This window comes from Stenotrophomonas sp. AG209, assembly GCF_003550055.1.
GTDB lineage: Bacteria > Pseudomonadota > Gammaproteobacteria > Xanthomonadales > Xanthomonadaceae > Stenotrophomonas.
The window spans coordinates 177,048-202,181 of record NZ_QXDB01000005.1; the positions used below are offsets into that span (position 1 = coordinate 177,048).

The following is a 25,134-nucleotide window of genomic DNA, read 5'->3' on the forward strand; positions in this document are numbered from 1 at the left end:
GATTGGGCCTTGCCGGCGGGCCAGAAACGCGGAACGCGCAGATGCGGTTGCCTTGCATTCAGTGCACTGCTTGTGCGGGTCGCCGATGCTGTGCACGATCCGAGGCGCTGCCCCCCACCGCGCCTCACGCAGCGCCTTCTTCACTGGAACGGAGCAAGCCATGAAGCTGCTGTCCGCTGTGTTGTTGTCTGCGCTTTCACTTCCCGCCGTTCCGGCGCTGGCAGTGGAGGCTTCGCCCTCACCGCTGCTGGGACGCTGGTCGCTGGATATCACCACATCAGCGCTGCCCGAGGCGCAGCGCCCGAAGCAGGTAGTGTTGGAGTTCAAGGACGCCGGTGCCGGGCGTTGGAGTTCACACGTGGACATCGTCCTGCACGACGGCAAGACCATGAAGTCCGACGGCACGCTGGCCCTGGATGGCACGCCGGGCGCCCTGTCCGGCACCTATGGCGCGGACAAGGCCAACCTGAAACTGCCTGCACCGAACACGCTGGTGATGCAGCTGGTGGACCATGGCACGCCGGCCTCCACCCGCATCTACACGGTGGCCGATGACCAGGCGACGATGACCGAGACCAAGGCGTTCTACGGCCACGACGGTACGCCGATCCTGCAGACCAACCTGTTCAAGCGCATGCCATAGCGATGCTGCGTTCACCACGCCCGCCGAATGGGCGTGGTGAATGCAGCGGCCTTACACGGTGGCCGGATCGCGCTTGCCGGTGTCGATGCCGTACCTGTCGATGGCGTGCTGCATCCGCGAGCGCTCGATGCGGCCTTCATCGGCCAGCGACTTCAGGGCGGCCAGCACGATGAAGTGGCGATCCACTTCGAAGAAGGTGCGCAGCGATTCACGCGTGTCGGAGCGACCGAAGCCATCGGTGCCCAATGCGGTGAAGCGACGGTCGTTGATGAAGGGACGGATCTGGTCGCCGACGAGCTTCATGTAGTCGGTGGCCACCACCACCGGGCCTTCATGACCCCGCAGGCACTGTTGCACGTAGGGTACGCGCGGTGCCTCGGCCGGGTGCAGCAGGTTCCAGCGCTCGGTAGCCAGGCCGTCGCGGCGCAGTTCGGTCAGGCTGGTCGCGCTCCAGACATCGCTGGCGACGCTGAAGTCCTGTTGCAGCAGCGCGGCCGCCGCTTCCACTTCGCGCAGGATCGCGCCGCTGCCCATCAGCTGCACGCGTGGCTGTGAGGTGCTGTCGGCGGCTGCAGGGCGCAGCAGGTACAGGCCCTTCAGGATACCCGCCTCGGCGCCTGGGGGCAGTGCCGGCTGCGGGTAGTTCTCGTTGAGTACGGTGATGTAGTAGTAGATGTCTTCCTGATCGACGTACATGCGGCGCAGGCCGTCGTGGATGATCACCGCCAGCTCGTAGTTGTAGGTCGGGTCGTAGGACACGCAGCTCGGAATCACCGACGACAGCACGTGGCTGTGGCCGTCATCGTGCTGCAGGCCTTCGCCCATCAGCGTGGTGCGGCCCGACGTGGCACCGAGCAGGAAGCCGCGGGTGCGCGCATCGGCAGCGGCCCAGGCGAGGTCGCCCACGCGCTGCAGGCCAAACATCGAGTAGAAGATATAGAACGGAATCGTCGCCAGGCCGTGATTGCTGTAGGCGGTACCGGCAGCGATCCACGAACAGATCGCTCCGGATTCGTTGATGCCTTCCTGCAGGATCTGGCCGTCCTTGGCTTCCTTGTAGTAGCTCAGCTGGCCGGCGTCCTGCGGGGTATACAGCTGGCCCAGGTAGGAGTGGATGCCGATCTGGCGGAACAGGCCTTCCATGCCGAAGGTGCGCGATTCATCGGGAACGATCGGAATCACCAGCCTGCCCAGTTCCGGGTCCTTCAGCAGGCGGGTGAGGATGCGCACGAAGCCCATGGTGGTGGACTGGCCTCGATCGCCGCTGCCCTGCAGCTGGCTGCTGAAGATCGACAGCGGAGGCAGCGGCAGCGGATCGACCTTGGCCACGCGCGCTGGCAGCTGGCCGCCCTGGATGCGGCGGCGCTCGGCAAAGTAGATGGCTTCGGCGCTGCCCGGTTCCGGCCGCAGGTACGGCATGTCTTCCAGCTGCTCGTCACTGACCGGCAGGTTGAAGCGGTCGCGGAAGGCGCGCACCGCATCGGTGCTCATCTTCTTCAGCTGGTGGTTGATGTTCTGGCCTTCGCCAGCCTCACCCTTGCCGAAACCCTTGACCGTCTTGGCCAGGATCACCGTCGGCCGGCCGCTGGTGTCCACCGCCTGCTGGTAGGCGGCGAACACCTTCTGTGGATCATGGCCGCCACGTGCGAGCGCCCAGATGTCGTCGTCGCTCATGTGTGCGACCAGCTCCAGCAGTTCCGGGTAGCGGCCGAAGAAATGCTCGCGCACGTAGGCACCGTTCTGCGACTTGAAGGTCTGGTAGTCGCCGTCCACGCATTCCATCATGCGCTGGCGCAGCAGGCCGCTGTGGTCGCGGGCCAGCAGGTCGTCCCAGCCGCTGCCCCAGATCAGCTTGATCACGTTCCAGCCGGCCGCGCGGAAGGTGCCTTCCAGCTCCTGGATGACCTTGGCATTGCCGCGCACCGGACCGTCCAGGCGCTGCAGGTTGCAGTTGACCACGAACACGATGTTGTCCAGCCGCTCGCGGCCGGCCAGCGAGATCGCCGCCAGCGATTCGGGCTGGTCCATCTCGCCGTCGCCGAGGAAGGCCCAGACCTTGCGGCCCTGGTGTTCTTTCAGGCCGCGGTATTCCAGGTAGCGCATGTAGCGCGCCTGGTAGGTGGCGGTCAGCGGGCCCAGGCCCATCGACACGGTGGGGAACTGCCAGAACTCCGGCATCAGGCGCGGGTGTGGGTACGAGGACAGGCCTTCGCGACCGGCTTCGCGGCGGAAGTTGTCCATCCGTGCCGGATCGATGCGGCCTTCCACGTACGCGCGTCCGTAGATGCCCGGCGCCGAATGGCCCTGGATGTAGATCATGTCGCCATCAAAGGTGTCGGTACGGCCACGGAAGAAGTGGTCGAAGCCCACGTCGTACAGCACCGCCGCCGACTGGTAGGTAGCGATGTGACCACCGACGTTGGAGTGCTTGCCCGCGCGCAGCACCATCACCATCGCATTCCAGCGGATCATCGCGTTCAGGCGGCGCTCGATGGCCAGGTCACCCGGGTAGACCGGCTGGCGCTCGGGTGGGATGGTGTTGACGTAGGCCGTCCATGCGCGCGTATGCAGGTCGCCGTGCTGCTGCGCATCCAGCTCGCTGAGCTGGTCGATCAGGTAATGCGCGCGCGGCCGGCCACCGGCCTGCATCACCGCCTCCAGTGATTCACGCCACTCCCGCGTTTCCAGTGGGTCGGTATCGAAGGGGATCAGGGCTTGGTTCATGACTGTCTCCAAAGGGCCGCGGTCGGACTCCTGCCTGGGCGACAACACCGGCAGGGCGCACAGCACTGGAGCGGGGTCGCAACGGCGGGGCCGTGACGCGAAGGGCGACCGTAGCGGTCACCGGGGAGGCAAGCGTAGGCCTGGCCCTGTGCCTTCGATAGGCGGGCCTGGCTTGGGTCTATGGGAAGCAAGGGTTGGCGCGGTGCGCCGTATCATGGGCGGATGTGCTGGGCGGGGAGTGCCTGGCCTGGCCGCCTGCTGCAACGCCACTGTCATCGATGGCCGTCACCCTGCTGGCCTTTCCAGCCTCGGGGTGATTGGCCGGCCGTGAACAGCGTGAGGATCTGGGAGAAGAGCTACGCGCTGCGCCGACGGCTGCTGCGTGGCTTTTTCCTGCGCCGCGGTTCTGCCAGCGAAGACGCCGAGGACCTGGCGCAGGAGGTGTACCTGCGGCTGCTGCGGACCACCGGCGAGAATGCCGCAGCGATCAAGAACCCGGAGGCCTACCTGTTCACGGTCGCGGCCAACCTGGCACGCGAGCACGCGCGCGCGCGTTCGTCGCTGCCGCCGCTGGAAGACGTTGATCTGCTGGCGGAAGTGCTGAAAAGCGAAGAAGACATCGAAGGCGAGTTCGAGCGCGCGCAGCGCTGGAACGATATCCGCACCACCATCGCACGACAGCCGGCGACCACGCGGCGGGTGATGGAGCTGCACTACCGCGACGGGCTGGATTGCCCGGCCATCAGCCAGCAGCTGCAGGTGTCGGTGCACATGGTGCGCAAGCACATCGGCAAGGGGCTGGAGGCCTGCAGGAAGGCGCTGGGCGCCAGGGAGCACACATGAACCGGAACGCATCGCCCGTGGCCGACGACACGATCGCCTGCGAGGCTATGGACTGGTTCCTGCGCAATCGCGAGGGAGTGCTGGACGAGGCCGAGCGGGTTGCGTTCCTGGACTGGATGAAGCGCTCGCCCGAACACGTGCGCGCCTATATGCACGCCCTCGCGCTGCACCGGCAGGTCGCCGAGGCACTGCAATCGCCGTTGCTTGAAGAGGCGCCGGTGCCGCAACGGCAGGCGGCCGCCAAGGTGGTGCCTCTGTTCGGTAGCGCATCCGCCGCGCCGCACGCAGCGCCGCAGCGCCACCGCACGCGCAGGTGGGTGATGGCTGCCGCAGCCTGTATCGCCCTGCTCGGCGTGGGCCTGGTTCCGCAGCTGATGCCCACCGAACAGCTGTACAGCGCCGACCATGGTGAACTGCGTGACCTGGTGCTGCCCGACCGGACACAGGTACGGCTCAATGCGGACAGCCAACTGCGGGTACGCATGGGCTGGTTCAGCCGCAAGGCGGAACTGCTGCAGGGTGAGGCGACGTTCGACATCGCACGCGATCGGCGCCCGTTCGAAGTGCAGGTGAACGGGTTGCAGATCCGCGACATTGGCACCGTGTTCGACGTATCCCGGCGATTGCAGGGTACGCGCATCGGCGTGGTTTACGGCGAGGTGGAAGTATGGAGCCAGGGCACGGACGCGCGGCGCCTTGCACAGCTGGGCGAAGGCCGGGTGGTGCAGGTCGACGCGCGCAGCCATGCCGTGGAGTCGCTGGATGTGCCGCTGTCGATGCTGCTGGACTGGCAGCAACGCAAGGTGTCCTTCCTGGACGAGCGACTGGATGAGGTGGCTGCCGCGTTCAACCGGCACAACCAGGTGCAGGTGCGGGTGCTGGATGAAGGCGCGGCGTCGGCGCGCTTGTCCGGCAGCCTGGACGCGCATCGCATCGGCGCACTGCAGGCCTTCCTCGAACGCGACCCACGCTTTGTCGTCCGTCGCGAAGGCGACACGGTGCGGGTCGGCAGTCGCTGAAGGCGACGTGGCCGCGCACTGTCAAAAAAGATTCATCGAATCCGCGTTCTCCACTTCGGTGGAAGCGGGCTCTTACTTGGGAGAAGCCGCTGACGATCCGCGCAGCGGCACCTGCTGCATTCTCTCTTCCAAGGACCCGTGATGCGCAACACGCTCTACCTGTCGATCATCCTCGCCCTGTCTCCCTGCAGCGTTCCGCTGGCGTCTGCGGCTACCGTCGATGGCCTGGAGGCCCGCGTGTCGGCGCCGATCGCGGCGCAGCCGTTGGCGCGTGCGCTGGAACAGTTGTCGCGCAGTTCCGGCGTGCAGTTCCTGTATTCGGGTAGCAGTGAAGCGCACATGGCCGGGGCGGTGCCGCGTGGTGCCACCGTCAAGCAGGCACTGGACGCGCTGCTGGCAGGGACCGGCCTGGGCTACACCGTGGTGGATGGCAACGTCATCGCCATCGATCCGGCGCCCGCACGCAACGAACCGAAGCCGGCCGCGCCGAAGCCGCGCGAGGCCGAGGCGGTGGTGGCGCCGACCCTGGACACGGTGAAGGTGATTGCCGCGCATGAGGTGATCGACCAGAAGAAGACCTCGCCGGTGATCAAGGATTCGGTGGTCTACGACGAGATGGACAGCTATGGCGACGAAACCCTGGCCGAAAGCCTGATGGCCGCGCCGGGCCTGAGTGCGGTGGAGGATGCCGGCGAGCCCCGTTACGTGACGGTGCGTGGCGTGCAGGCCAACCTCAACTACACCACCATCGATGGCATCGCTATTGCCAGCGTGGGTGGCAGTGGCTCGGGTGAGCGCATGAACAACCTGCAGCTGATTCCCAGCGACATCGGCACCCGCACCGACATCTACAAGAGTTTCAGCGCCGAGCAGGCGCCGGACGCGATCGGCGGCGTGATCGACATCATCAGCCGCAGCGCCTTCGACCGTTCCGGAAAGTACGTGTTCGCCGATGTGGCCGGTATCTATTCCACGGCCGAGACCCATGTCGAGCGCAGCGCCGGTGGCAACCACGAGACCCTGGGCCACTTCGGCAAGAGCGCCAAGATGGTGTTCTCCAACCAGTTCGGTGCCGGCCAGGAATTCGGCATCGTCGCGGTGGCGCGCTATGAGCAGCGTTCGCGCAACAGCGTCAAGCGCTGGGTGGAGTCGAACTACTACTACAACGACGCCGGCAAGTACCTCACCGACGGCACCACCGGGCCGGACGAGGCCAAGGGCTGGAACGGGTTGCGTGCGCCCGGCAATTTCAGCACCGGTACCTACACCAACTTCATCACCAACTTCGGTGGCTCGGCCAAGGTGGAATGGAAGCCGTCGGACGATCCGTTCTACGCGTCGCTGCTGCTGTACTCGTACCGGTTCTACGAGAACTCGACGATGAACAAGACAGACCTGTACGGCAACGCCAAGTTTCCGATCCGCAACCAGACCGAAGACAGCGGCACCACCCAGATCAACAGCATCTACATCAAGAACCGCCACGACCGCTGGGACCGCAGCAACCGCGGCGCCATCGCCAGCTTCAACTGGGATATCGGTGATCGCTCGCGGCTGACCCTGCGCGGTGGCCACACCGAAGAGACCTTCCACAACAGCCAGGTCTACTGGGGGGTACGCGCCTACCCGAGCAACCTGTTCGTCGACTACGAGAACGACAGCCACGGCTTTCCCAATGCGGTGGCGGTATCCGATTCCAGCCTGCTGACCAGCTCGGCGTTCAAGCTCAACCCGGCACAGGCCTATGTCTCGCCGCGGGATGCCAAGGAGAGCATCGACAACCTGCGCGCCGACTTCAGCTACAACATCGATGCCGACGCGCGTGGCTTCGGCTTGGCCGCCGGTGCCGAGTACCGGCACCTGAAAATCTGGCAGGACATCGACTTCGACTACTACAAGAGCAGTGCCACGCTCAACGATTACCTGTATCCGGGTTCGACCCTGCTGGGCAGCGTGCCGGGCTTCCCGTTGATCGACAACCGCAAGTGGAACGAGGAGCTGGCGCCGACGCTGGGCAGCAACAATGCGGCCTATCCGAATGCCAACTTCACCAGTGACTACAAGTACGTGGAGGACATCACCAACGCCTATGCCTCTGCCCACTACGCCTGGGACCGGTTGCTGCTGATCGGTGGCCTGCGCTACGACCACACCCGCTTCGATGCGTACAGCCCGTTCAGCGACGATGGCGGCACCACCTATACCTCGGCCTTCCGCAAGACGAGTGGTGGCTACACCAACCTGCTGCCGTCATTGAATGCGACGTTCAAGCTTACCGAGGACCAGCGCCTGCGCTTCTCCGCCAGCCGAACACTGGGCCGGCCGACGCCAAGCAACATCGCCCAGGCCACCACCACCAGCTGTGGCGATGACGAGGAGGGCAGGGGCTTCTGCACCATCAAGCAGGGCAACGCCAACCTGCAGCCGCGGCGCTCCACCAACATCGACCTGGCGTGGGACCTGTACTTCAACGGCAACAACGGCCTGGTCTCGATCGCGCTGTTCGACAAGGTGATCAAGGACGACATCTACACCCTGACTACCTTCGAGAACGTGGGTGACACGCGCTACCGGGTCACCCAGCCGATGAACACCGATGAGTCCAGGCTGCGCGGCTTCGAGTTCGCGGTGGCCAACCGCAACCTGCAGTGGGGCCGCCAGCGCTTCGACATGTACTTCAACGCCACGCGGCTGGAGGGCCAGACCAACTACCGAATCAGCGATGGCACTGAGCGCCGCCTGGATCGCCTGCTGTACCAGCCGGACTGGTCGCTCAATGGCTCGGTGATCTGGCGCATGCCGTGGAAGAGCGCGCAGCTGCGCCTGTCCGGAACCTACCGCAGCCGGATGCTGGTCGACTTCGGCGATACCCAGTGGCTGGATTCGTACTACGACCCGTACATGACCTTCAACATGGCCTTCAGCCACAAGGTCAGCAGGCACGTGACGCTGAAGTACGAGGCCAAGAACCTGTTCAACACCCAGCCGACCTACAGCACCGGTCCGAACGGGCGCTTCCGTACCGAGATCGACGACTACGGCCGCTTCTTCTACTTCCACATCATCTACAACTGAGGGCACAGCCGTGGAGACGATCAATCGCAGGCGATTCCTGGCCCTGGCCGGCCTGTCCGCTGCTGGCGCCTGGATGGGCACGGCGCGCGCGCTGGCCGCACAGGCCGATGCCGCTGCGCTGAACCCGCGCAACCTGCTGGCCTCGCCGCGGTTCGCCAGCACTCCGTTCACCCTGGGCGTGGCCTCGGGTGATCCTTCGGCCGATGGCATGGTGCTGTGGACACGGCTGGCGACCGAGCCGCTGGTGTTCGGCGGCGGCATGCCGACCCGGCCAATGGTGGTCGAATGGCAGCTGGCCGCGGACGAGCGCATGCGCAAGGTGGTGCGCCAGGGTTCGGCGATGGCCCATCCCGAGCTGGGCCATGCCGTGCACGTGGAGCTGGAAGGGCTGGCACCGGGCCGACCCTACTGGTACCGCTTCACGGTGGGCGGCCATGCCAGTGCGGTGGGCTGCACGCGCACGCTGCCTGCGGCCACGACGGCGGTGGACCGGGTGCGCTTCGCGGTGGCTGGCTGCCAGCACTACGAAGAGGGCCACTACACCGCGTGGCGGCGCATCGCCGAGGAACCGCTGGACTTCGTCTTCCACTACGGCGATTACATCTACGAAGGCGAAAGCCAGCCGGGCCTGCGGAAGATGAACGGCCAGCCGTTCACCAACCTGCGCAATCATGTCGGGCCGCAGACGTACACGCTGGACGACTACCGCCGCCGCTACGCCCAGTACAAGAGCGATGCCGACCTGCAGGCCGCACATGCGTCGGCACCATGGTTTGTCACCTTCGATGACCATGAAGTGGACAACAACTGGGCCGGTGCCGAAGACCAGGACGATACGCCCAGCGAAGTGTTCCTGCTGCGCCGCGCGCAGGCGTTCCAGGCCTACTACGAGAACATGCCGCTGCGTCGCTCGGCATTCCCGCGCGATGGCCACATGCAGCTGTACCGGCGCGCACGCTTCGGCACGCTGATGGACCTGCACATGCTCGACACACGCCAGTACCGCAGCAAGCAGGTGAACATGGCGCTGCGTGAGGAGGTGGAATCACCGCAGCGCAGCATTGTGGGTGCGAAGCAGGAGCGCTGGCTGTTCGACGGCCTGGCCGATGCCGCGCCGCGTTGGCACACCATCGCCCACCAGGTGGCGCTGGGCAACTACATGCGCGAGAAGGACGGCGTGGTGCAGTCGTCCGATGACCAGTGGTCGGGTTATCTGGACAGCCGCCGGCGCCTGCTCGACCACATCCAGAAGGTCGGCTTCGGCAACGTGGTGACCGCCTGTGGCGACGCGCACCGGCATTACGCCAGCGACCTGGTGCAGGACCATCGTGATTCGGGCGTGGTCTCCAGCGAGTTCCTTGCCACCTCGATCACGTCCGGCGCCGACGGCCAGGGCGTGGATGCGTACGCCCACAACCAGCTTGCGCACAGCCATTACCTGAAGGCGACCACCGACAAGCGTGGCTATGTGCTGTGCGATGTCACCCGTGATGCGTGGATCGGCGACATGAAGACGCTGGATTCCGTGATGCGTCCGAACGGTACCGTGCAGAGCTGGAAGCGCTACGCGGTGGAGCACGGCCGGCCGGGATTGCAGGACGCCTGAATCTACCGGACTACTCTGTAGAGCCGAGCCCATGCTCGGCTGCTCTTCGATAATGGACCGGAAAAGCAGCCGAGCATGGGCTCGGCTCTACAGAAATCCTTCAATCGTGCTCGAACCGCAGTGGTTCGCTGCCCATCGCCGGATCACTGGTGCCGGGGCGACCATCCTCGGCGCGGCCCGCCAGGCGCAGCACGCTCTCACCCGCGCTGACCTGCAGGTCATACCAGCCGGCGGTAGGCGTTGCATCCCACGCCAACGACGTCTCCGCATGCGCGGGCAGTGCCAGCGTCTGCTCGGGCATGTGCCCGGCATAGGCACCGGCATGCACGCGCAGTTGCTGCGCGCTGTCACCCAGATTGCGCAGGTGCAGCCGCAGCTGGCCGTCCGCAGGCTCGACCGCAGCCTGTACGGCGGGTGCCTTGGCCACCCCCTGGAAATGGCGGTGGAAGCCGTTCGGGCCCAGCAGCCACAGGTCGTAGCGACCGTGCGCATCCAGCGGCCAGCGCTCCTGCAGTGCTGTGCCTGGCACCAGCGTATAGCGGCGTGGCACCGCACCCAGTCGCAGCCGATCGTAGATATGCAGCACTGCCGCTGCACCTTCGCAGGACAACGTCAGGTCCACGCCCGAGCCGTCGATCGCAGCAATCGATGCCTGCGGCCGGTAGGGCAGGGCACGCGCCGGGCGTACGCCGCTTTCCTGTTTCGCCGGCTTCAGTCCGTCAGGCAACGTCGGCACGGTGCGTCCCGGCAGGGCGGCGGCACGTGCGGCCACCGCGCTCACATCGGGCAGGCCACGTACGAACGGACGGGTATCGCGCTGGGCGAAGTCGAAGGCGTTGCTCAGGTCGCCGCAGACCGCACGGCGCCAGGGCGAGATGTCCGGTGCGGCCACGCCGAAGCGGCGTTCGATCAGGCGCACGACCGAGGTGTGGTCGTACACCTGCGAATCGACCCAGCCACCGCGGCTCCACGGCGAAATCACGTACAGCGGCACGCGCGGGCCCAGCCCATAGGGGCGGCCGCGCAGTTCGGCGGCATCGTACTTCTCGTCGCCCGGTGCCGGATGGCGGTGGTACTCGCCTTCGGTACTGACCGATGAGGCGCCGGCCCACCCCCCGTCCACGGGCGAAGGCGGTGCCGGCGGCGGCATGTGGTCGAAGAAGCCGTCGTTCTCGTCGAACATGAGCAGCAGGGCGGTGCGGCTCCACACCTCCGGATCGGCGGTCAGTGCATCCAGCACGCGTGCGGTATAGGCCGCGCCCTGGGCCGGGCTGGAGGGGCCGGGATGCTCGCTGCCGGCCGCGTCGGCGATGATGAAGCTGACCTGCGGCAGGCGTCCATCGACCACGTCCTGGCGCAGCTGCGCCAGGCCACGCGTGCTGACCCCGCGTGCGCGCAGCTGCGGGTCATGCCCCGGCGCAGCGCGGTAGGCCTGGCGGAAAGCCTCGAAGCCGGCCAGCGGGTTGTCGGTGAAGTTGTCGGCCATGTCCTGGTAGATCTGCCAGGACACGCCCGCCTTCTGCAGGCGTTCGACATAGCTGGTCCAGCGGTACGACGCCGGGTGCCCGCCGTGCTCGGGAAAGTTGTCGTGCGAGTTGGCGATCACCGGGCCACCAGCACGCGCGTGTGCATCATTGTGGCCGGTCCACAGGAACACCCGGTTCGGGTTGGTGCCGGCCTGCATCGCGCAGTGGTAGGCGTCGCAGATGGTGAAGGCATCGGCCAGGGCGAACTGGAAGGGCAGGTCGCTGCGCTGGAAGTAGCCCATCGAGTGGTTCTGCTTGGCTTTCGGCCATTGCCCCATGCGCCCGTGGTCCCAGGCCCGCTGTGCATCCGGCCAGGTGTGCGGCGTGCCTTCCACGCGCATGTAGCCGAAGTGCGCAGCGGTATCCAGCGGGAACGGCGCGATCGCGCGCTTGCCGCTGGCATCGGGTTGCAGCCACAGGCTGCGCGCGCGGCCGCCGGCCTGCAGTGCCTGCGCCGGAGCGACGAAGCGATCGCCGAAACCCCGTACCCCCGGCAGCGTGCCGAAGTAGTGGTCGAACGAACGGTTCTCCTGCATGAACACCACGATGTGCTGCAGGTCTTCGAGGCTGCGCGTCTGCGCGGCGGGGGCGATCGCTGCGGCCCGGGCGATGCTGGGCAGCAGCGGGGAAAGGCCAGCGGCAACGCCGGCCTGCAACAACCGGCGTCGGCCGATATCGGTCACGGGCTCACTCACAGGTCCACACGGAAGGAGATGCCGACGGTGCGCGGGGCGCCGATGAAGGCGTTGTCGCGGCCGTCCACCCCTGCAAGATACCGCTTGTCGGTCAGATTGCTCACCACCAGGTTGGCGCCCATGCCTTTCAGGCGCGGCGACAGGCCCTGCAGGTCGAAGCCGATATTGGCGTTGAACACGGTGGCCGAAGGCAGCTTGTTGACGTTGGCGGCATCGAGGTAGCGCGTGCCCAGGTAGCGACCGGACAGGCCGAAGTTCCAGTTCTCACCCTGCCAGTCCGCCGACAGCACCAGGGTCTGTTCGGGCTGGCCGATCACCTTGGCGCCGTCGACGATGCCCAACTGGGTATCACGTGCGGCATCGCCACTGCCCAGGTACTTGGAGCGGTTGTAGGTATAGGCGGCGTTGAGGCGCCAGCCGTTGTCCCAGCCATAGCCGAACGCCGCCTCCAGGCCGTTGCTTTCCACGCCGCCGAAGTTCTCGTAGACACCGTCGGTCTCGCCGAGGTAGTCGATGCCGCTGACGAAACCGGCCGGCAGGTAGACGATGCGGTTGTCGAACTTGATGTTGTACAGGGTGACCGAGGCGGTCAGCGGCCAGCGGCTGATGCGCATGCCCACTTCGATGTTGTCGGCGGTTTCCGGCTCGACGTTGCGGAAGCGTTGCGGGTCGGTCTCGCCGAGCACGCCGGAGGGAATGGCGGCGAAGTTCTGCGAGAAGCCAGCGAACAGCTCCATGCCTTCCACGCCGGGTGCCCAGGTGAAGCCGGTGGACAGCAGCGGATCGGACTTGGAATCGGATTTGACGTGCTCGCTGGCACCGATCACGCGGCGGCGCGACTGGTCGACGAAGAACTGCTTCACGCCCAGGCGCGCGCTGAACGGCCCGAAGCGGGCCACGTCCTCGACGTAATACATCTGCTCGTCGACCTTGTACTTGTCCTCGAACTGCACCCAGTAAGGCTGGTGGTCGAAGGCGATGTCCTGGCCGACGTTGAGCAGGCGGTGCCAGTCGCGACGGGCCGAGCGGTCCAGCTTCTCCACCCACAGGCCGCCGCGGATCGTGTTGTCGACCGCACCGAAGGTCTGCCGCCACTCGACGTCGGCGGTCACGCCCATGCGGTCATTGTCGTAGTGGGTGTGGCGATACGACTGCGCGCCCAGCACGTTGCCGGCATAGCAGTTCGGATCGTATTCGGCAGTGAAGCCCAGCCGCGGCGTGCAGCTGGCCAGGCGCTGCGCGACGCTGCCGTCGGGATTGACGAAGAAGATCTGGCCGCGGTTGCTGCCGCCATACACGGTCTTTCCACCGATGTACTCCGACTCGGGGCGGCCGGCACCATCATCGCTGACCTGTGCCAGGTACGGTGGCAGCCAGTCGCCACGACCTTCCATACGGTGCCCGTAGGCCGCCACCGAGGCCTTGAAGCCGTTGCCGCCGTCGAAGGCCGCGCGCAGGTAGCCGAAGGTGTTCTCGCGCAGCGCACGCGAGCCGGAACGGTAGTTCTGGTCCAGATAGGGGATGCCGGTGAGGGTACCAACCAGGTTGTCGCGGTCCGGGTTGGTGGCGAAGCCCTTCGGCGAGACGCTGGTGTACTCCGGCTCGTCGGCATCGTTGTAGGACAGGTAGCCGGTCAGCGTCCAGCGGTCCAGCTCGGTGATGAACTTGCCGGCGATGTGATCGCTGCTGGTCTTGCCGCTGCCATCGATCCAGTCATGCACGCGCGCCGAAGAGGCACTCATCCAGGCGCGGGTATGGCCGCCGAGCAGGCCGGTGTCGTAGCGCACGTAGTACTTGCGCGCTTCGTTGTCACCGGCACCGACCACGAAGCGCAGGCGGCTGTCCTGCAGCGGATCGCTGGTGAGGAAGTTGAGCGTGCCACCCAGCGCTTCGTTCGAGCGCGAGGAGATATCGGCAGTGCCCTGGCTGACTTCCACCGTTTCCAGGTCGAGCGTGTCGATGTAGCGGTTGGCCAGCGAGCCGCCGCCGTAACCCGAACCGCCGTTGGGCAGGCCGTCGATGGTCGTGCCGATCTGCTGGGTGTCGCGGTTGGTGACGAAGCCACGCATGCTGATCTGCGTGCCCCACACCGACGAGCCGGTGGCATCAGCTTCGCTGACCACCACGCCGGGCACTTCATTGAGCGCGTCGTTGACGCTGCTCATCACCGTCTGGCGGTTCAGCGTTTCCGCGCGCACCGAGGTCTTGGCGTAGCTGGTGGCCTGGCCGATCACCTGCACCTGGTCGAGGGTGCGGGCCTCACTGCTGCGCGCTTCAGCGGCATCGCCCTGCGGTGCTTCGGCCAGGGCGTCCAGTGCGGGGGCGATCAGCAGGGCAAGCAGCGAGACACGGGGAAAGCACGCAGACGTTCGCATCGAGACCGGACCTTCAGAGGAGGGAAGCCCCGGAGTGTCGGCAACGCCAATGACATCGGCATGACGTGATGATGCAGGAATCGTGTTGTGCGACGGTCGGCACCCGCCACTTGCTTCAGTACCGTGCGTCCTTGGGTTTCGGGTCGCGCGGCCAGTCCTTGCTCTTGTTGGCGAAGTCCGGCCGGGGCTGGTTGATGAAATAGCCGGCGATGTCCACCGCATCCTGGTCGGGCATCACCTGCTGCCCCAGCGGCGGCTCGCGGGTCACCGCCGGCGGCATGTTGTGCTTGATGAAACCGGCTGCCTTGTACAGGCGCGCCATGCCGGCGCCGATGTTGAAGCTGTGGTCGCCCCACAGCGGCGGGAAGGCGATGTCACCGCTGGCGTCGCGCCGGCCTTCGCCGTTGTCGCCATGGCAGGCCGCGCACTGCACGGCGTACAGCGCCTGGCCACGGATCGGGTCCGGCGTCAGCGTGCTGTCGATGGGGCCCTCGCTGGGGGCGGCCACCTTTGCACCGTCTGGCACGGGACTGCTCAGCCACGCCATGTAGTCGAGCATCGCGCGCATCTGCGGCGCGTCCTTTGGCAGCGGCTTGCCGTTCATCGAACGCTGCAGGCAGCCATTGATGCGTTCGGCCAGCCCGATCACCTTGCCCGGCCGCGGCATGTAGCGCGGATAGGCGCCACCACCGGTGTTGAAGTAGTGGTTGCCGAACGGCCGCTTGCCCTCGGCCATGTGGCACGAATTACAGTTCAGATCGTTGCCGACGTTGTCCGGCAGCAGGCGCGCGGTCTCGTTGAGGATGCGGCGTCCAAGCATCACCGATTCGGCGTTGCCCAGCCCGGCGATCTCTTCGGCGCTGGGCGCGTGGTAGTGCCCGATCACCTTGCCCTGCGCATCGAGGATGTCGATCGTGCTGGCTACGGCGGCATCCAGGTCCGGATGCAGGTGACGATAGGCTAGGGTGCCCGCACCGGCCAGCAGCACCACGGTGATCGCACTACCGAACAGCAGGCGGGAACGTCTGCGCGAACGTTTCATCGTGCGGCCTCCTGCGGAACGTAGTGCACCGGCTTGTCACGCACCACCCGGCGCATGCGCGCCACCTCGACCTCGCTCACTGCGCTGGCCTGGTTGCCCCAGCTGCTGCGGATGAAGGTCAGGATCTGTGCCAGCTGCGCGTTCGACAGCTGCTCGAAACCGGGCATGGTGAAGGCCATGCGGTCGTGCGGGGTATGCGGCGTGCGGCCGCCGATCAGGGTCACCTGTACCAACGAACTGGGATCATCGGCGAATACGATCGAGTTGCCGGCCAGGGCCGGGTAGACGCGGGGCATGCCGCGGCCATCGGCGCGGTGGCAGGCCTGGCAGTGCTCGGTATAGGCCAGCGAACCGGCCACGCGGTAGTCGCCATTGCGCAGTGCTGCGGTGGTGGTGTCGGTCCCCGGCGACCACTGTGCGCTGCGGCCCTCACGCGCCGGCAGCTGCTTCAGGTAGCGCGCCATCGCCAGCAGGTCAGCGTCGGACAGGTACTGCGTGCTGTGCTCGACCACATCGGCCATGCCGCCGAAGGCCGCCGAGCGATCGGTGCGTCCGGTGCGCAGGAAGTCGACGATCTCGCCCTCGCTCCAGCTGGCCAGGCCGGTCGACTCGTTGCGCAGGTTCTTCGCATACCAGCCTTCGAGCACCGAGCCGGACAGGAACTGGCGGCTGCCATCATCGGCCATCGCCTTTTCCTGGAATGCCAGGCCACGTGGCGTGTGGCAGGCACCGCAGTGGGCCAGGCCTTCCACCAGTTCGGCGCCACGCTGCTGGCCGGCATCCAGCGACGGATCGGGACTGAAGCTGCGTGGTCGCGCGAACAGCAGCTGCCACCAGGCCAGTGGCCAGCGCATGTTGGCCGGCCACGGAATCGTGCTGTCGGCGTTGCTTTGCTTCACCGGCTGCACCGAGCCCATGAAATAGGCGTACAGCGCCTTGATCTCGGCATCGCTGGCGATCACGTACGAGGCATACGGCATCGCCGGATACAGCGGCTGGCCATCGTGACGGAAGCCGCGGCGCACCGCGCGTTCGAAATCGGCGTAGTCGTAGGCACCAATGCCGGTGTCCGGATCGGGCGTGATGTTGGTCGAATAGATCGTGCCCATCGGCGTCTGCATGCCCAGGCCACCGGCGAAGGGCTTGCCGCCTGGCGCGGTGTGGCAGGCCGCGCAGTCGGCGGCACGCGACAGGTACTGCCCCTGCGCGATCAGCGCCGGATCGTGGATGTCGACCTGCGCGGTCTGCCGCGGTGCGAACCAGTAGGGCGTGCTGCGGGCGATGCCGTAGGCGGCGGCCAGCGTGGCGGCCAGGGCAATGGCGAGCTTGAACGAGGTGCGCATGGCGGCACTGTGGGCAATCCCGCGCGCGCGTTCATTGATCCGGATCAATGACTGAACGGATACAGCTTGTACACCAAGCTGAATCGTTCCTGCGTTGTCATCAAGCCGTCATCCACGCGCGATAGATGGCCGGACTATTGGGGCGTTAACGTCCCAACCTGTCTGATTCACCCCTATGACGTGATATGAAGCGCCTGCTGCTGTTGTTGCTGGCGTGCGCCGGCCTGTGGCTGGCTGCATGCTCCTCCTCGATCAATGCCGCATCCACCTCGCTCGCCGATCGGCTGATCGCGCCGGGTGGCGTATCGACCCTGCTCGATCGTCCGCGCATCGCTGCGGCCATCGCCGAACTGCCCAACCGCCATGGCTTCGCGCCGGGCCGTGATGGCGTGCCGATCTTCTGGCGTGTGTTCGATCCGGGCGACTACGGCGCGCGTTACCACTACCTGCCGCAGCGCCACGAGAACGGCCTGCCGCTGGATACCGGCCTGAGCCTGGCCGTGCCGCAGCCGTTCCATGCGCAGGCGCCGCGCGGCACCGTGGTGCTGCTGCACGGCTGGATGATGAACGGCGATTCGATGCTGCCGTGGTCGCTGCAGCTGGCCGAATCCGGCTATCGCGTGATCACCCTCGACCTGCGCAACCATGGCCAGTCCGGCGCCGGTCCGTCCGGCTATGGCACCTATGAATCGGATGACGTGGTCGATGTAATCGGTGAGCTGCGTGCACGTGGCGAGGTGACCGGGCCGCTGTACCTGTTCGGTGTATCGTACGGCGCGGCCACCGCAGTGTTCACCGCCGACAAGCTCGGCGACCAGGTGGAAGGCGTGGTGGCGATGGAATCGTTCGCCAATGCCGGCGTGGCGATCCGCACCATGATCCCGCACCTGATGGGGCTGCAGCCGGAAGGCCTGAAGGCGCAGGCGGTGGCGTCGTACGCGCGCTGGCGCTACGGCGGCCAGGACATCAACCAGGTGATCGCCGCCGCCAGCCGCCGCATCGACGTCGATCTGGACCGCGTGGACGTGGCGCGCGCGCTGGCCGATACCCGCGCCTGCGTACTGCTGCTGCACGGGCAGGGCGACCAGCACATTCCGGTCAGCCAGGGCCGCGAGCTCGCGCAGGCCAACCCGCGCGCGCACTACATCGAAATGCGCGGCGAAGACCACATCACCCTGCCGTTGCGGCTGGACCTGCTGGCCGGGGTGGTCGATGACTGGATGGCGCGCGACGAGCACCATCCGCAGAGCGCGTGCCCGGCACCGCAGCTGCCGGCCCAGGCCGAGTGGCTGACACGCAGCTGAGAAAAGGGGACGGAGGGGATTAAGTCGTTTGCAGCACACCCGGGGCAGAATCGACTTAATCCCCTCCGTCCCCTTTTTCTGTCAGGCCACGCGTCGTGCCAATGAGCGCGCAGACGCCGCGACGCCGAGCAGCAGCGCGGCCACGCACAGGAAGGCGAAACCGAGGCTGGTGGCATGTGCCAGTGCGCCGATCGCCGCCGGACCGGCGAGGATGCCGGCATAGCCCAGCGTGGTGACCGCGGTGATGGCGATGCTCTCCGGCATCACCCGCTGCTGGCCCGCCATCGAGAACAGCGCCGGCACGATGTTGGCGCAGCCCAGCCCGACCAGCACGTAGCCGGCCAGCGCCACCGGGAACGAGGGCACCAGCGTGGCCAAGGTGAAGCCTGCTGCGGCGGTGATGCCGCCGATGACCAGGGTGCGGGTGCGTCCGAGGCGCTCGACGATACCGTCGCCAAACAGGCGCATCGCGGTCATCGCCAGCGTGAACAACGCGAAGCCGGCCCCGGCCTGGTCGCGCGGTACCTGCCGCACTTCAGCCAGGAACACCGCACTCCAGTCCAGCATCGAGCCCTCGGCAAGGAACACCACGAAGGCCAGCACGCCGATGAACAGCACCACGCCATGCGGCAGCGCCAGCAGAGGTCCTTCGTGCAGGATCCGTTGCGGACGCCAATGCGGCGCCGACAGCACGGCCACCAGCAGCAGAGCGGCCACCGAAACCAGCGCGGCCAGCCACAGCGACGTGCCGAGGATCAGTAGCCCGGTCATGCAGCCGGCGCCGACGAATCCACCGATGCTGTAGAAGGCGTGGAAGCCCGACATCATCGCGCGCCCGGCGTCGCGCTCGACCGCCACCGCCTGCATGTTCATCGCACAATCCAGTGCACCGACGCCGGCGCCGAACACGAACAGTGCCGCGCCCAGCGCCACCGGCGAGGGCGCCAGCACCAGCAAGGGCAGAGCGCACAGCATCATCGCGCAGGTGATCACCATCACCCGACGGCAGCCCAGCCGCCCGGTCAGCGCACCTGCCAGTGGCATCGCCAGCAACGAACCCAGCCCAAGACACAGCAGCACCGCGCCGAGACTTGCGTCGGACAGCCCAGCCTTGGCCTTGGCGTAGGGCACCATCGGCGCCCACGCAGCGGTGGCGAATCCGGGAATGAAGAAAGCGGCACGGGTAGCGTGCTGCTGGGCACGTGGGGATGAGGGCGTCATGCGTGATGCGAGGCTCCGGGGAATCAGTATGAAAACGTTTTCAGGCAGAGTCGGCAAGTGCCGTGCATGACATCGAACGACGCATACGATTGCAGTGGCCCGATTGCGTCACCAGCGATTAACGCTGCACACGGACAGTGGCTGCACGGTCGGCATTCCGCCGGCCGCTGCCGGAGACCTGTACATGAGCACGACACCCACCATCCTCCTCGTCCATGGATTCTGGGGCGGGGCCGCACATTGGGCCAAGGTGATCCTGGAACTGCATCGCAATGGTCATGACCGTGTGCAGGCGGTGGAGTTGCCGCTCACGTCGTTGGCCGATGATGCAGGACGCACGCAGAAGATGATCCGGCAGATCGATGGACCGGTGGTGCTGGTTGGCCACTCCTATGGTGGCGCGGTGATCAGCCAGGCCGGCAACGAGGACAACGTGAAGGCCCTGGTCTACATCGCTGCCTTCGCACCCGATGCCGGCGAGAGCCCGGGAGGCATCACCCAGCAGCACCTGCCGGAGGCGGCGCCGAACCTCGCACCGGACAGCGATGGCTACCTGTGGCTGCGTGCGGACAAGTTCCATGAGAGCTTCTGCCAGGACCTGAGCGCCGACGAAGGCCGGGTGATGGCAGTGACCCAGAAGGCGCCGCTGGCCAGCACCTTTGGTGACGCGGTCAGCGACCCGGCGTGGAAGCACAGGCCGAGCTGGTACCAGCTGTCCCGCCACGACCGCATGATCGCGCCGGAGAACCAGAAGGCCATGGCCGCAAGGATGCAGCCCAAGCGACTGCTGGAACTGGATGCCAGCCATGCCTCGCTGGCCTCGCAGCCGAAGGAAGTGACCGCGCTGATCCTGGAGGCCTGCGCCGCCATCGGCGGCTGAGCCTGCGGCAGCGCGCCGCACCAAAGCACATCGCACGACAGCCGGGGCGCAGGGGAGTACACTCCTGCGCCTGCGGCCATCCGGCCGCGTCCCCGTCTTCCCTCCAGCCGCCGCCAGAGGATCCCACCCGATCGTGGAGGTCCCGTCGTGCTGTCTGTGCCTGATGCCCGTATTTCGTCCCCATTGCCACGTCGCCGTGCGTTGCCGCAGGCGCTTGCCCAGGGCCTGCTGATCACCGCACTGACCAGCAGCGGCATCGCAGCCGCGCAGTCCACCACCGAACCGGACAAGGCCCCCCGCACGCCGGCATCGCAGACGCTGCAGACCGTCCAGGTCACCGCCAACCTGCTCGGCACCATCACCGAGGGCAGCGGCGCGTACACGCCTGGTACCATCGCCACCGCCACCCGCCTGGTGCTGACGCCGCGCCAGACGCCACAGAGCATCAGCGTCATTACCCGCGCACAGATGGACGACTTCGGCCTGAACGGCATCGATGACGTCATGCGGGTGACCCCGGGTATCAGCATCGTCACCTACGACAGCGAGCGTACCGAGTACTACGCACGTGGATTTGCCGTGCAGAACTTCCAGTACGACGGCATCCCGATGTCGCGTGACTCGGCCTATTCGGCGGGCAACACGCTCAGCGATACCGCGATCTATGACCGCATCGAAGTGCTCAAGGGGGCCACCGGCCTGCTGACCGGCATGGGCGATCCAGGCGCGACCATCAACCTGGTGCGCAAGAAGCCGGGCAAGGACTTCGCCGGCAGTGCGACGCTGGGTGTCGGCCGCTGGGACGACTATCGTGCCGAGATCGATGTGGGTGGCCCATTGACCGCCGATGGGCGTGTGCGCGGCCGCGCGGTCGGTGCGTGGCAGGACAAGCATTCCAACCTCGACCACTACCAGCGCACCAGCAAGGTCGGTTACGCCGTGCTGGAGGCCGATCTGGGCGAGCGCACCCTGCTGACCGTGGGGGGCGATGCGATGGACAGCGATCCGAAGGGCTCGACCTGGGGCGGCATTCCGCTGCTGGACAGTGCAGGCAGCTTCAATGACATGCCGCGCTCGTTCAACAACGGCACCCGTTGGAGTGGCTGGCGCCAGTATGTGCGTACCGGCTTTGCCACGCTGGAGCACACCTTCGACAACGATTGGGTCGCCAAGCTGCAGCTCAACCACCAGGTCAACGGCTATGACGCCGCGCTGGCCGGGGCGGCGGGTGGAAATCCTGATCCGGTCACTGGCGAAGGCGTGTCGCTGTGGCTGGGCAAGTATGTCGGCAAGACCGTCAGCAACGCTGCCGACTTCTATCTGAGCGGTCATTTCGGCCTGTTTGGCCGCGAGCATGAGCTGGTGGTGGGCGGCAGTGCTTCGCGCAAGCGCTGGACCAATACCGGTTACTCGCCGCAGCCTGGCTACCCGACGGAAGTACCCGACTACCGCGCATGGCAGGGCGACATTCCCGAGCCGGAGTGGCAGCGCAGCTACAGCAACAACGAAGTGACGCGTGAGAACGGCCTGTACGTGGTCGGCCGTTTCGACGTGGCCGATCCGTTGAAGCTGATCGTCGGCAGCCGCCTGGCCAGCTACCGCTCGCCGGACACGCGCGAGACCGGCGTCTATGTGCCGTATGCCGGTGTGGTCTACGACCTGGGTGAGCACTACTCGGTGTACGCCAGCTACAGCACCATCTTCAAACCGCAGGGGCAGCGCGACGAGCAGGGCAAGGCGCTGGATCCGCTGGAAGGCCGCAGCTACGAGGTGGGCCTGAAGGCTGAGTTCTTCGATGGTCGCCTCAATGCCAGTGCGGCGTTGTTCCAGCTTGACCAGGACAACTTTGCCCAGCCCACCGGTGGCAAGACACCGGATGGTCAGGATGCCTATCGCGCCCTGATGGGGGTGCGTACCAAGGGTTACGAGCTGGAAATGTCTGGCCAGCTGGCCGAGGGCTGGCAGGTGCAGGGTGGGTTCTCGCACAAGATCGCGCGCCAGGCCGGTGGCAAGGTGACCACGCTGGAGCCGGAAAACCAGTTCAGCCTGCACACCAGCTACCGCCTGCGCGGCGACTGGAAGGGGCTGACGCTGGGCGGTGGCGCGCGCTGGCAGGATTCCACCTTCGGCGAGATCACCAACCCGGCCACGCAGGCCAAGGTGGTGCATCGCACCCAGCCTTATTGGCTGCTCGATGCGATGGCGCGCTATGAATTCAACGATCGCCTGTCGGCCACGCTCAACGTCAACAACCTGCTGGACAAGCGCTACTACACGATCTTCAGCTGGTACAGCACCTACACCTGGGGTGAGCCGCGCAATGTGCGGTTGGCGATGACGTACAGGTTCTGACGCCAGGCGCTGCACGAAAACGCCCGCGGTGCGTCATGGCATCGCGGGCGCTGCGGTTACAGCGGCAGGTCGAACACCAGCACTTCGGCGTCGTTGCCGTTTTCCAGGGTCAGCTGCGCTTCGTCGCTGACCTGCAGCGCATCACCGGCTTCCAGGGTGATGCCGTTGACCTGCAGCTGCCCACGGGCCACCTGCACATAGGCGCCACGGCCGTTGCCGAGGGCGTGATGCAGCTTCTGGCCGCCATCGAGGATGGTGGCGAAGATGCGGGCATCCTGATGGATGCGCAGCGAACCGTCGGCACCGTCCGGCGAAGCAATCAGGCGCAGCTGGCCGCGCTTGGTTTCCGGGGCGAAGTGGGTCTCCTCGTAGGACGGCGTGATGTTCTCCGCGTCCGGGAAGATCCAGATCTGCAGGAAGTGCACGGTCTCGTCGGCGGAGTGATTGAACTCGCTGTGGCTGACACCGCTGCCGGCGCTCATGCGCTGCACGTCGCCGTAGCGCAGCACCGAGCCGGTGCCCATCGAGTCCTTGTGCTCCAGCGCGCCGCCCAGCACATAGGAAACGATCTCCATGTTGCTGTGGCTGTGGGTGCCGAAGCCCTGGCCGCCGATCACCTTGTCTTCGTTGATCACCCGCAGGGGGCCGAAGCTGACGTAGCGGGGGTCGTAGTAGTTGGCGAAGGAGAAGGTATGGCGCGAGGACAGCCAGCCATGCTCGGCCAGGCCACGGGTAGCGCTCTTGCGGATCTGCAGCATGATGGAATCTCCTTGTTCGATGGTTTCGATGGGGCGGGGTAGGGCGGTAGTTGCCGTGTTTCCCCGTTGGAGAGAAGTATCCGCTTGCGCCCGGGGTTTGAAAAACGGATAGTTTTGACGGCCATCATCGAAAAATTCGAATGCTCAAGCTCAGCCTCGATGCCCTGCAGATCCTGGACGCCATCGACCGCCGCGGCTCGTTCGCCGGCGCCGGCAAGGCCCTGCACAAGGTGCCCTCGACCATTTCCTACACCGTCGCCAAGCTGGAGGAGGACCTCGGCGTCCAGCTGTTCGACCGGGTCGGCCCGCGTGCCGAACCGACCGAGGCCGGACGCGCCCTGCTGGACGAGGGGCGGCATCTGCTGCGCGCGGCCCGCGAGCTGGAGCTGCGGGTGCGCCGGGTGGCGTCGGGCTGGGAGACCGAACTGACCCTGGCGGTGGACTCGGTGTTCCCGACCTGGCTGCTTGGTCCGGACATCGCTGCGTTTCGTGAGGCGGAGGCGCCGACCCGGCTGCGGTTGATCGGCGAGGCATTGTCCGGCACCTGGGAGGCCCTGCTGGACCGCCGTGCCGACCTGCTGGTGGGTGCGCCGGGCGAGGGCCCCAGTGGCGGTGGTTATGTGGTCGAGCCGCTGGGCACGGTGGAGTTCGTGTTCGCCGTCGCACCGGATCATCCGTTGGCCAACGTACCGGGCGTGCTTGGTCGTGAGCAGCTGGTCGAGCACTGCGCGATCGCCGTCTCCGATTCGGCGCGGCGGTTGCTGCCGCGCACGGTGGGCCTGTTGATGGGGCAGGAGATGCTGACCGTGCCGGACATGGCCAGCAAGCTGAAGCTGCAATGCGAAGGCGTGGGCTTCGGTTTCCTGCCCGAGCCGTGTGCGCGCGCGGCGGTGGCGCGTGGCCAGCTGGTGATCCGCGAGGTGGAGGAACACAAGCCGGAGGAAACGTTCTGGCTGGCCTGGCGCACCGGCGAGGATGGCGCGGCACTGCGCTGGTGGCGCGAGCGCCTGCGCAGGCCGGAGCTGCTGTCGCAGTGGTGGCAGTCAATGGCCAGGGGGTAGGGGTACGGCAGGGCTGCGCCCTGCACCCGCTACGGGCTGGAGCAACAGCAACAGCAAGAGCAGAAGCTGGTTTCCTGTGGGGAGGCGGGGTGGGGCCGGTTGCGGGAGACGCCGTAAACCCGTCCATGGGGGCTTGGCCGCGGCATCCATGCCGCGGACACTCCCGCAACCGGACCCACCCCGCCTTCGACAGTTTCCCGGTGCTGTTGGTAGGTGTCGACCTTGGTCGACACGGTAGATCCACGCCATGCGTGGATGCTCTTCGATCAATTGTCGAATCATTCGATTCCGATGGAGTCATCCATGCATGGCGTGGATCCATCAGATCGCGAGAATCTGTCAGGGGTGGGGCGGTGTCGGAGTGCGGGGTGTCAGCCGCATGGATGCGGCTGCCAAGCCTACATGGACGTACTTGCGGCGTCCCCGCACTCCGACACCGCCCCGCCAACCCACGGAATGCCAGCTTTTGCTGTTGCCGTTGCCTTGGCTTGAAGCATCTGCAGGTGCAGGGCGCAGCCCTGCCGAAAAACACACATAAAAAAACAGCAGGCCGAGGCCTGCTGTTTCGGTGTAATGGTGCGCCCGGAGAGATTCGAACTCCCGACCGCCTGGTTCGTAGCCAGGTACTCTATCCAACTGAGCTACGGGCGCCAATTACATAAACTTG

16 protein-coding genes and 1 tRNA gene are annotated in these 25,134 nt (G+C 66.3%); 9 read left to right on the forward strand and 8 right to left on the reverse strand.

Annotation, left to right across the window (positions count from 1 at the left end; translation table 11 throughout):
* Positions 1–160: 160 nt before the first annotated feature.
* Positions 161–643 (forward strand): LuxR family transcriptional regulator, encoded by a 483-nt coding sequence (locus DFO63_RS19850; RefSeq protein WP_119007654.1) that lies wholly within the window; start codon positions 161–163, stop codon positions 641–643.
* Between the two features lie 51 nt (positions 644–694).
* On the opposite strand, the gene aceE is transcribed toward DFO63_RS19850, so the two are convergent.
* Positions 695–3,367, reverse strand: a complete 2,673-nt coding sequence (gene aceE / locus DFO63_RS19855) for a pyruvate dehydrogenase (acetyl-transferring), homodimeric type (protein WP_119007655.1) — start codon at positions 3,365–3,367, stop codon at positions 695–697.
* A gap of 327 nt (positions 3,368–3,694) precedes the next feature.
* Here aceE and DFO63_RS19860 point away from each other — a divergent pair, with 327 nt between their 5' ends.
* From DFO63_RS19860 to DFO63_RS19875, 4 genes are all read left to right on the forward strand, one after another.
* A complete protein-coding gene (locus DFO63_RS19860; RefSeq protein ID WP_119007656.1) occupies positions 3,695–4,210 on the forward strand; it encodes a sigma-70 family RNA polymerase sigma factor in 516 nt (171 codons plus the stop codon).
* Positions 4,207–5,229 carry a FecR domain-containing protein gene (locus tag DFO63_RS19865; RefSeq protein WP_049445647.1) on the forward strand — a complete coding sequence of 341 codons (1,023 nt, stop codon included), beginning with the start codon at positions 4,207–4,209 and terminating at the stop codon, positions 5,227–5,229. The genes DFO63_RS19860 and DFO63_RS19865 overlap by 4 nt, the downstream gene beginning before the upstream one ends.
* Positions 5,230–5,370: 141 nt before the next feature.
* Positions 5,371–8,304: a TonB-dependent receptor gene (locus DFO63_RS19870; RefSeq protein WP_119007657.1), complete on the forward strand. Its 2,934-nt coding sequence runs from the start codon at positions 5,371–5,373 to the stop codon at positions 8,302–8,304.
* 10 nt (positions 8,305–8,314) lie between these two features.
* The gene (locus DFO63_RS19875; RefSeq protein WP_119007658.1) at positions 8,315–9,910 is read left to right on the forward strand and encodes an alkaline phosphatase D family protein; all 1,596 of its coding nucleotides are present in this window, start codon (positions 8,315–8,317) and stop codon (positions 9,908–9,910) included.
* A 100-nt stretch (positions 9,911–10,010) separates the two neighbouring features.
* Here the strand turns inward: DFO63_RS19875 and DFO63_RS19880 are convergent, their stop codons facing one another.
* The 4 genes from DFO63_RS19880 to DFO63_RS19895 all read right to left on the reverse strand — a co-directional run bounded on the left by DFO63_RS19880 (position 10,011) and on the right by DFO63_RS19895 (position 16,891).
* The gene (locus tag DFO63_RS19880) at positions 10,011–12,119 is read right to left on the reverse strand and encodes a phospholipase C, phosphocholine-specific (protein WP_119007659.1); all 2,109 of its coding nucleotides are present in this window, start codon (positions 12,117–12,119) and stop codon (positions 10,011–10,013) included.
* An 8-nt stretch (positions 12,120–12,127) separates the two neighbouring features.
* The gene (locus DFO63_RS19885; protein ID WP_119007660.1) at positions 12,128–14,506 is read right to left on the reverse strand and encodes a TonB-dependent receptor; all 2,379 of its coding nucleotides are present in this window, start codon (positions 14,504–14,506) and stop codon (positions 12,128–12,130) included.
* A 115-nt stretch (positions 14,507–14,621) separates the two neighbouring features.
* Positions 14,622–15,548, reverse strand: a complete 927-nt coding sequence (locus DFO63_RS19890) for a c-type cytochrome (RefSeq protein WP_119007661.1) — start codon at positions 15,546–15,548, stop codon at positions 14,622–14,624.
* Positions 15,545–16,891, reverse strand: coding sequence for a cytochrome c (locus tag DFO63_RS19895; protein WP_119007662.1), 1,347 nt, complete (start codon positions 16,889–16,891; stop codon positions 15,545–15,547). The genes DFO63_RS19890 and DFO63_RS19895 overlap by 4 nt, the downstream gene beginning before the upstream one ends.
* Before the next feature lie 185 nt (positions 16,892–17,076).
* Between DFO63_RS19895 and DFO63_RS19900 the strand changes: the two genes are divergently transcribed.
* Positions 17,077–18,195 carry an alpha/beta fold hydrolase gene (locus DFO63_RS19900; RefSeq protein ID WP_049445635.1) on the forward strand — a complete coding sequence of 373 codons (1,119 nt, stop codon included), beginning with the start codon at positions 17,077–17,079 and terminating at the stop codon, positions 18,193–18,195.
* Between the two features lie 81 nt (positions 18,196–18,276).
* Here the strand turns inward: DFO63_RS19900 and DFO63_RS19905 are convergent, their stop codons facing one another.
* Entirely contained in the window at positions 18,277–19,416 is a 1,140-nt protein-coding gene (locus tag DFO63_RS19905) for an MFS transporter (protein WP_049445633.1), read from the reverse strand.
* Positions 19,417–19,600: 184 nt separating this feature from the next.
* Between DFO63_RS19905 and DFO63_RS19910 the strand changes: the two genes are divergently transcribed.
* Positions 19,601–20,296, forward strand: coding sequence for an alpha/beta hydrolase (locus tag DFO63_RS19910; protein ID WP_049445631.1), 696 nt, complete (start codon positions 19,601–19,603; stop codon positions 20,294–20,296).
* A gap of 147 nt (positions 20,297–20,443) precedes the next feature.
* Positions 20,444–22,648: a TonB-dependent siderophore receptor gene (locus DFO63_RS19915; protein WP_119007663.1), complete on the forward strand. Its 2,205-nt coding sequence runs from the start codon at positions 20,444–20,446 to the stop codon at positions 22,646–22,648.
* A gap of 56 nt (positions 22,649–22,704) precedes the next feature.
* Here DFO63_RS19915 and DFO63_RS19920 read toward each other — a convergent pair whose 3' ends face one another.
* Entirely contained in the window at positions 22,705–23,406 is a 702-nt protein-coding gene (locus DFO63_RS19920) for a pirin family protein (RefSeq protein ID WP_012510689.1), read from the reverse strand.
* A 140-nt stretch (positions 23,407–23,546) separates the two neighbouring features.
* Here DFO63_RS19920 and DFO63_RS19925 point away from each other — a divergent pair, with 140 nt between their 5' ends.
* Positions 23,547–24,467: a LysR family transcriptional regulator gene (locus tag DFO63_RS19925; RefSeq protein ID WP_119007664.1), complete on the forward strand. Its 921-nt coding sequence runs from the start codon at positions 23,547–23,549 to the stop codon at positions 24,465–24,467.
* A gap of 574 nt (positions 24,468–25,041) precedes the next feature.
* Here the strand turns inward: DFO63_RS19925 and DFO63_RS19940 are convergent.
* Positions 25,042–25,118: transfer RNA gene (locus tag DFO63_RS19940), tRNA-Arg, on the reverse strand.
* Positions 25,119–25,134: the final 16 nt, after the last annotated feature.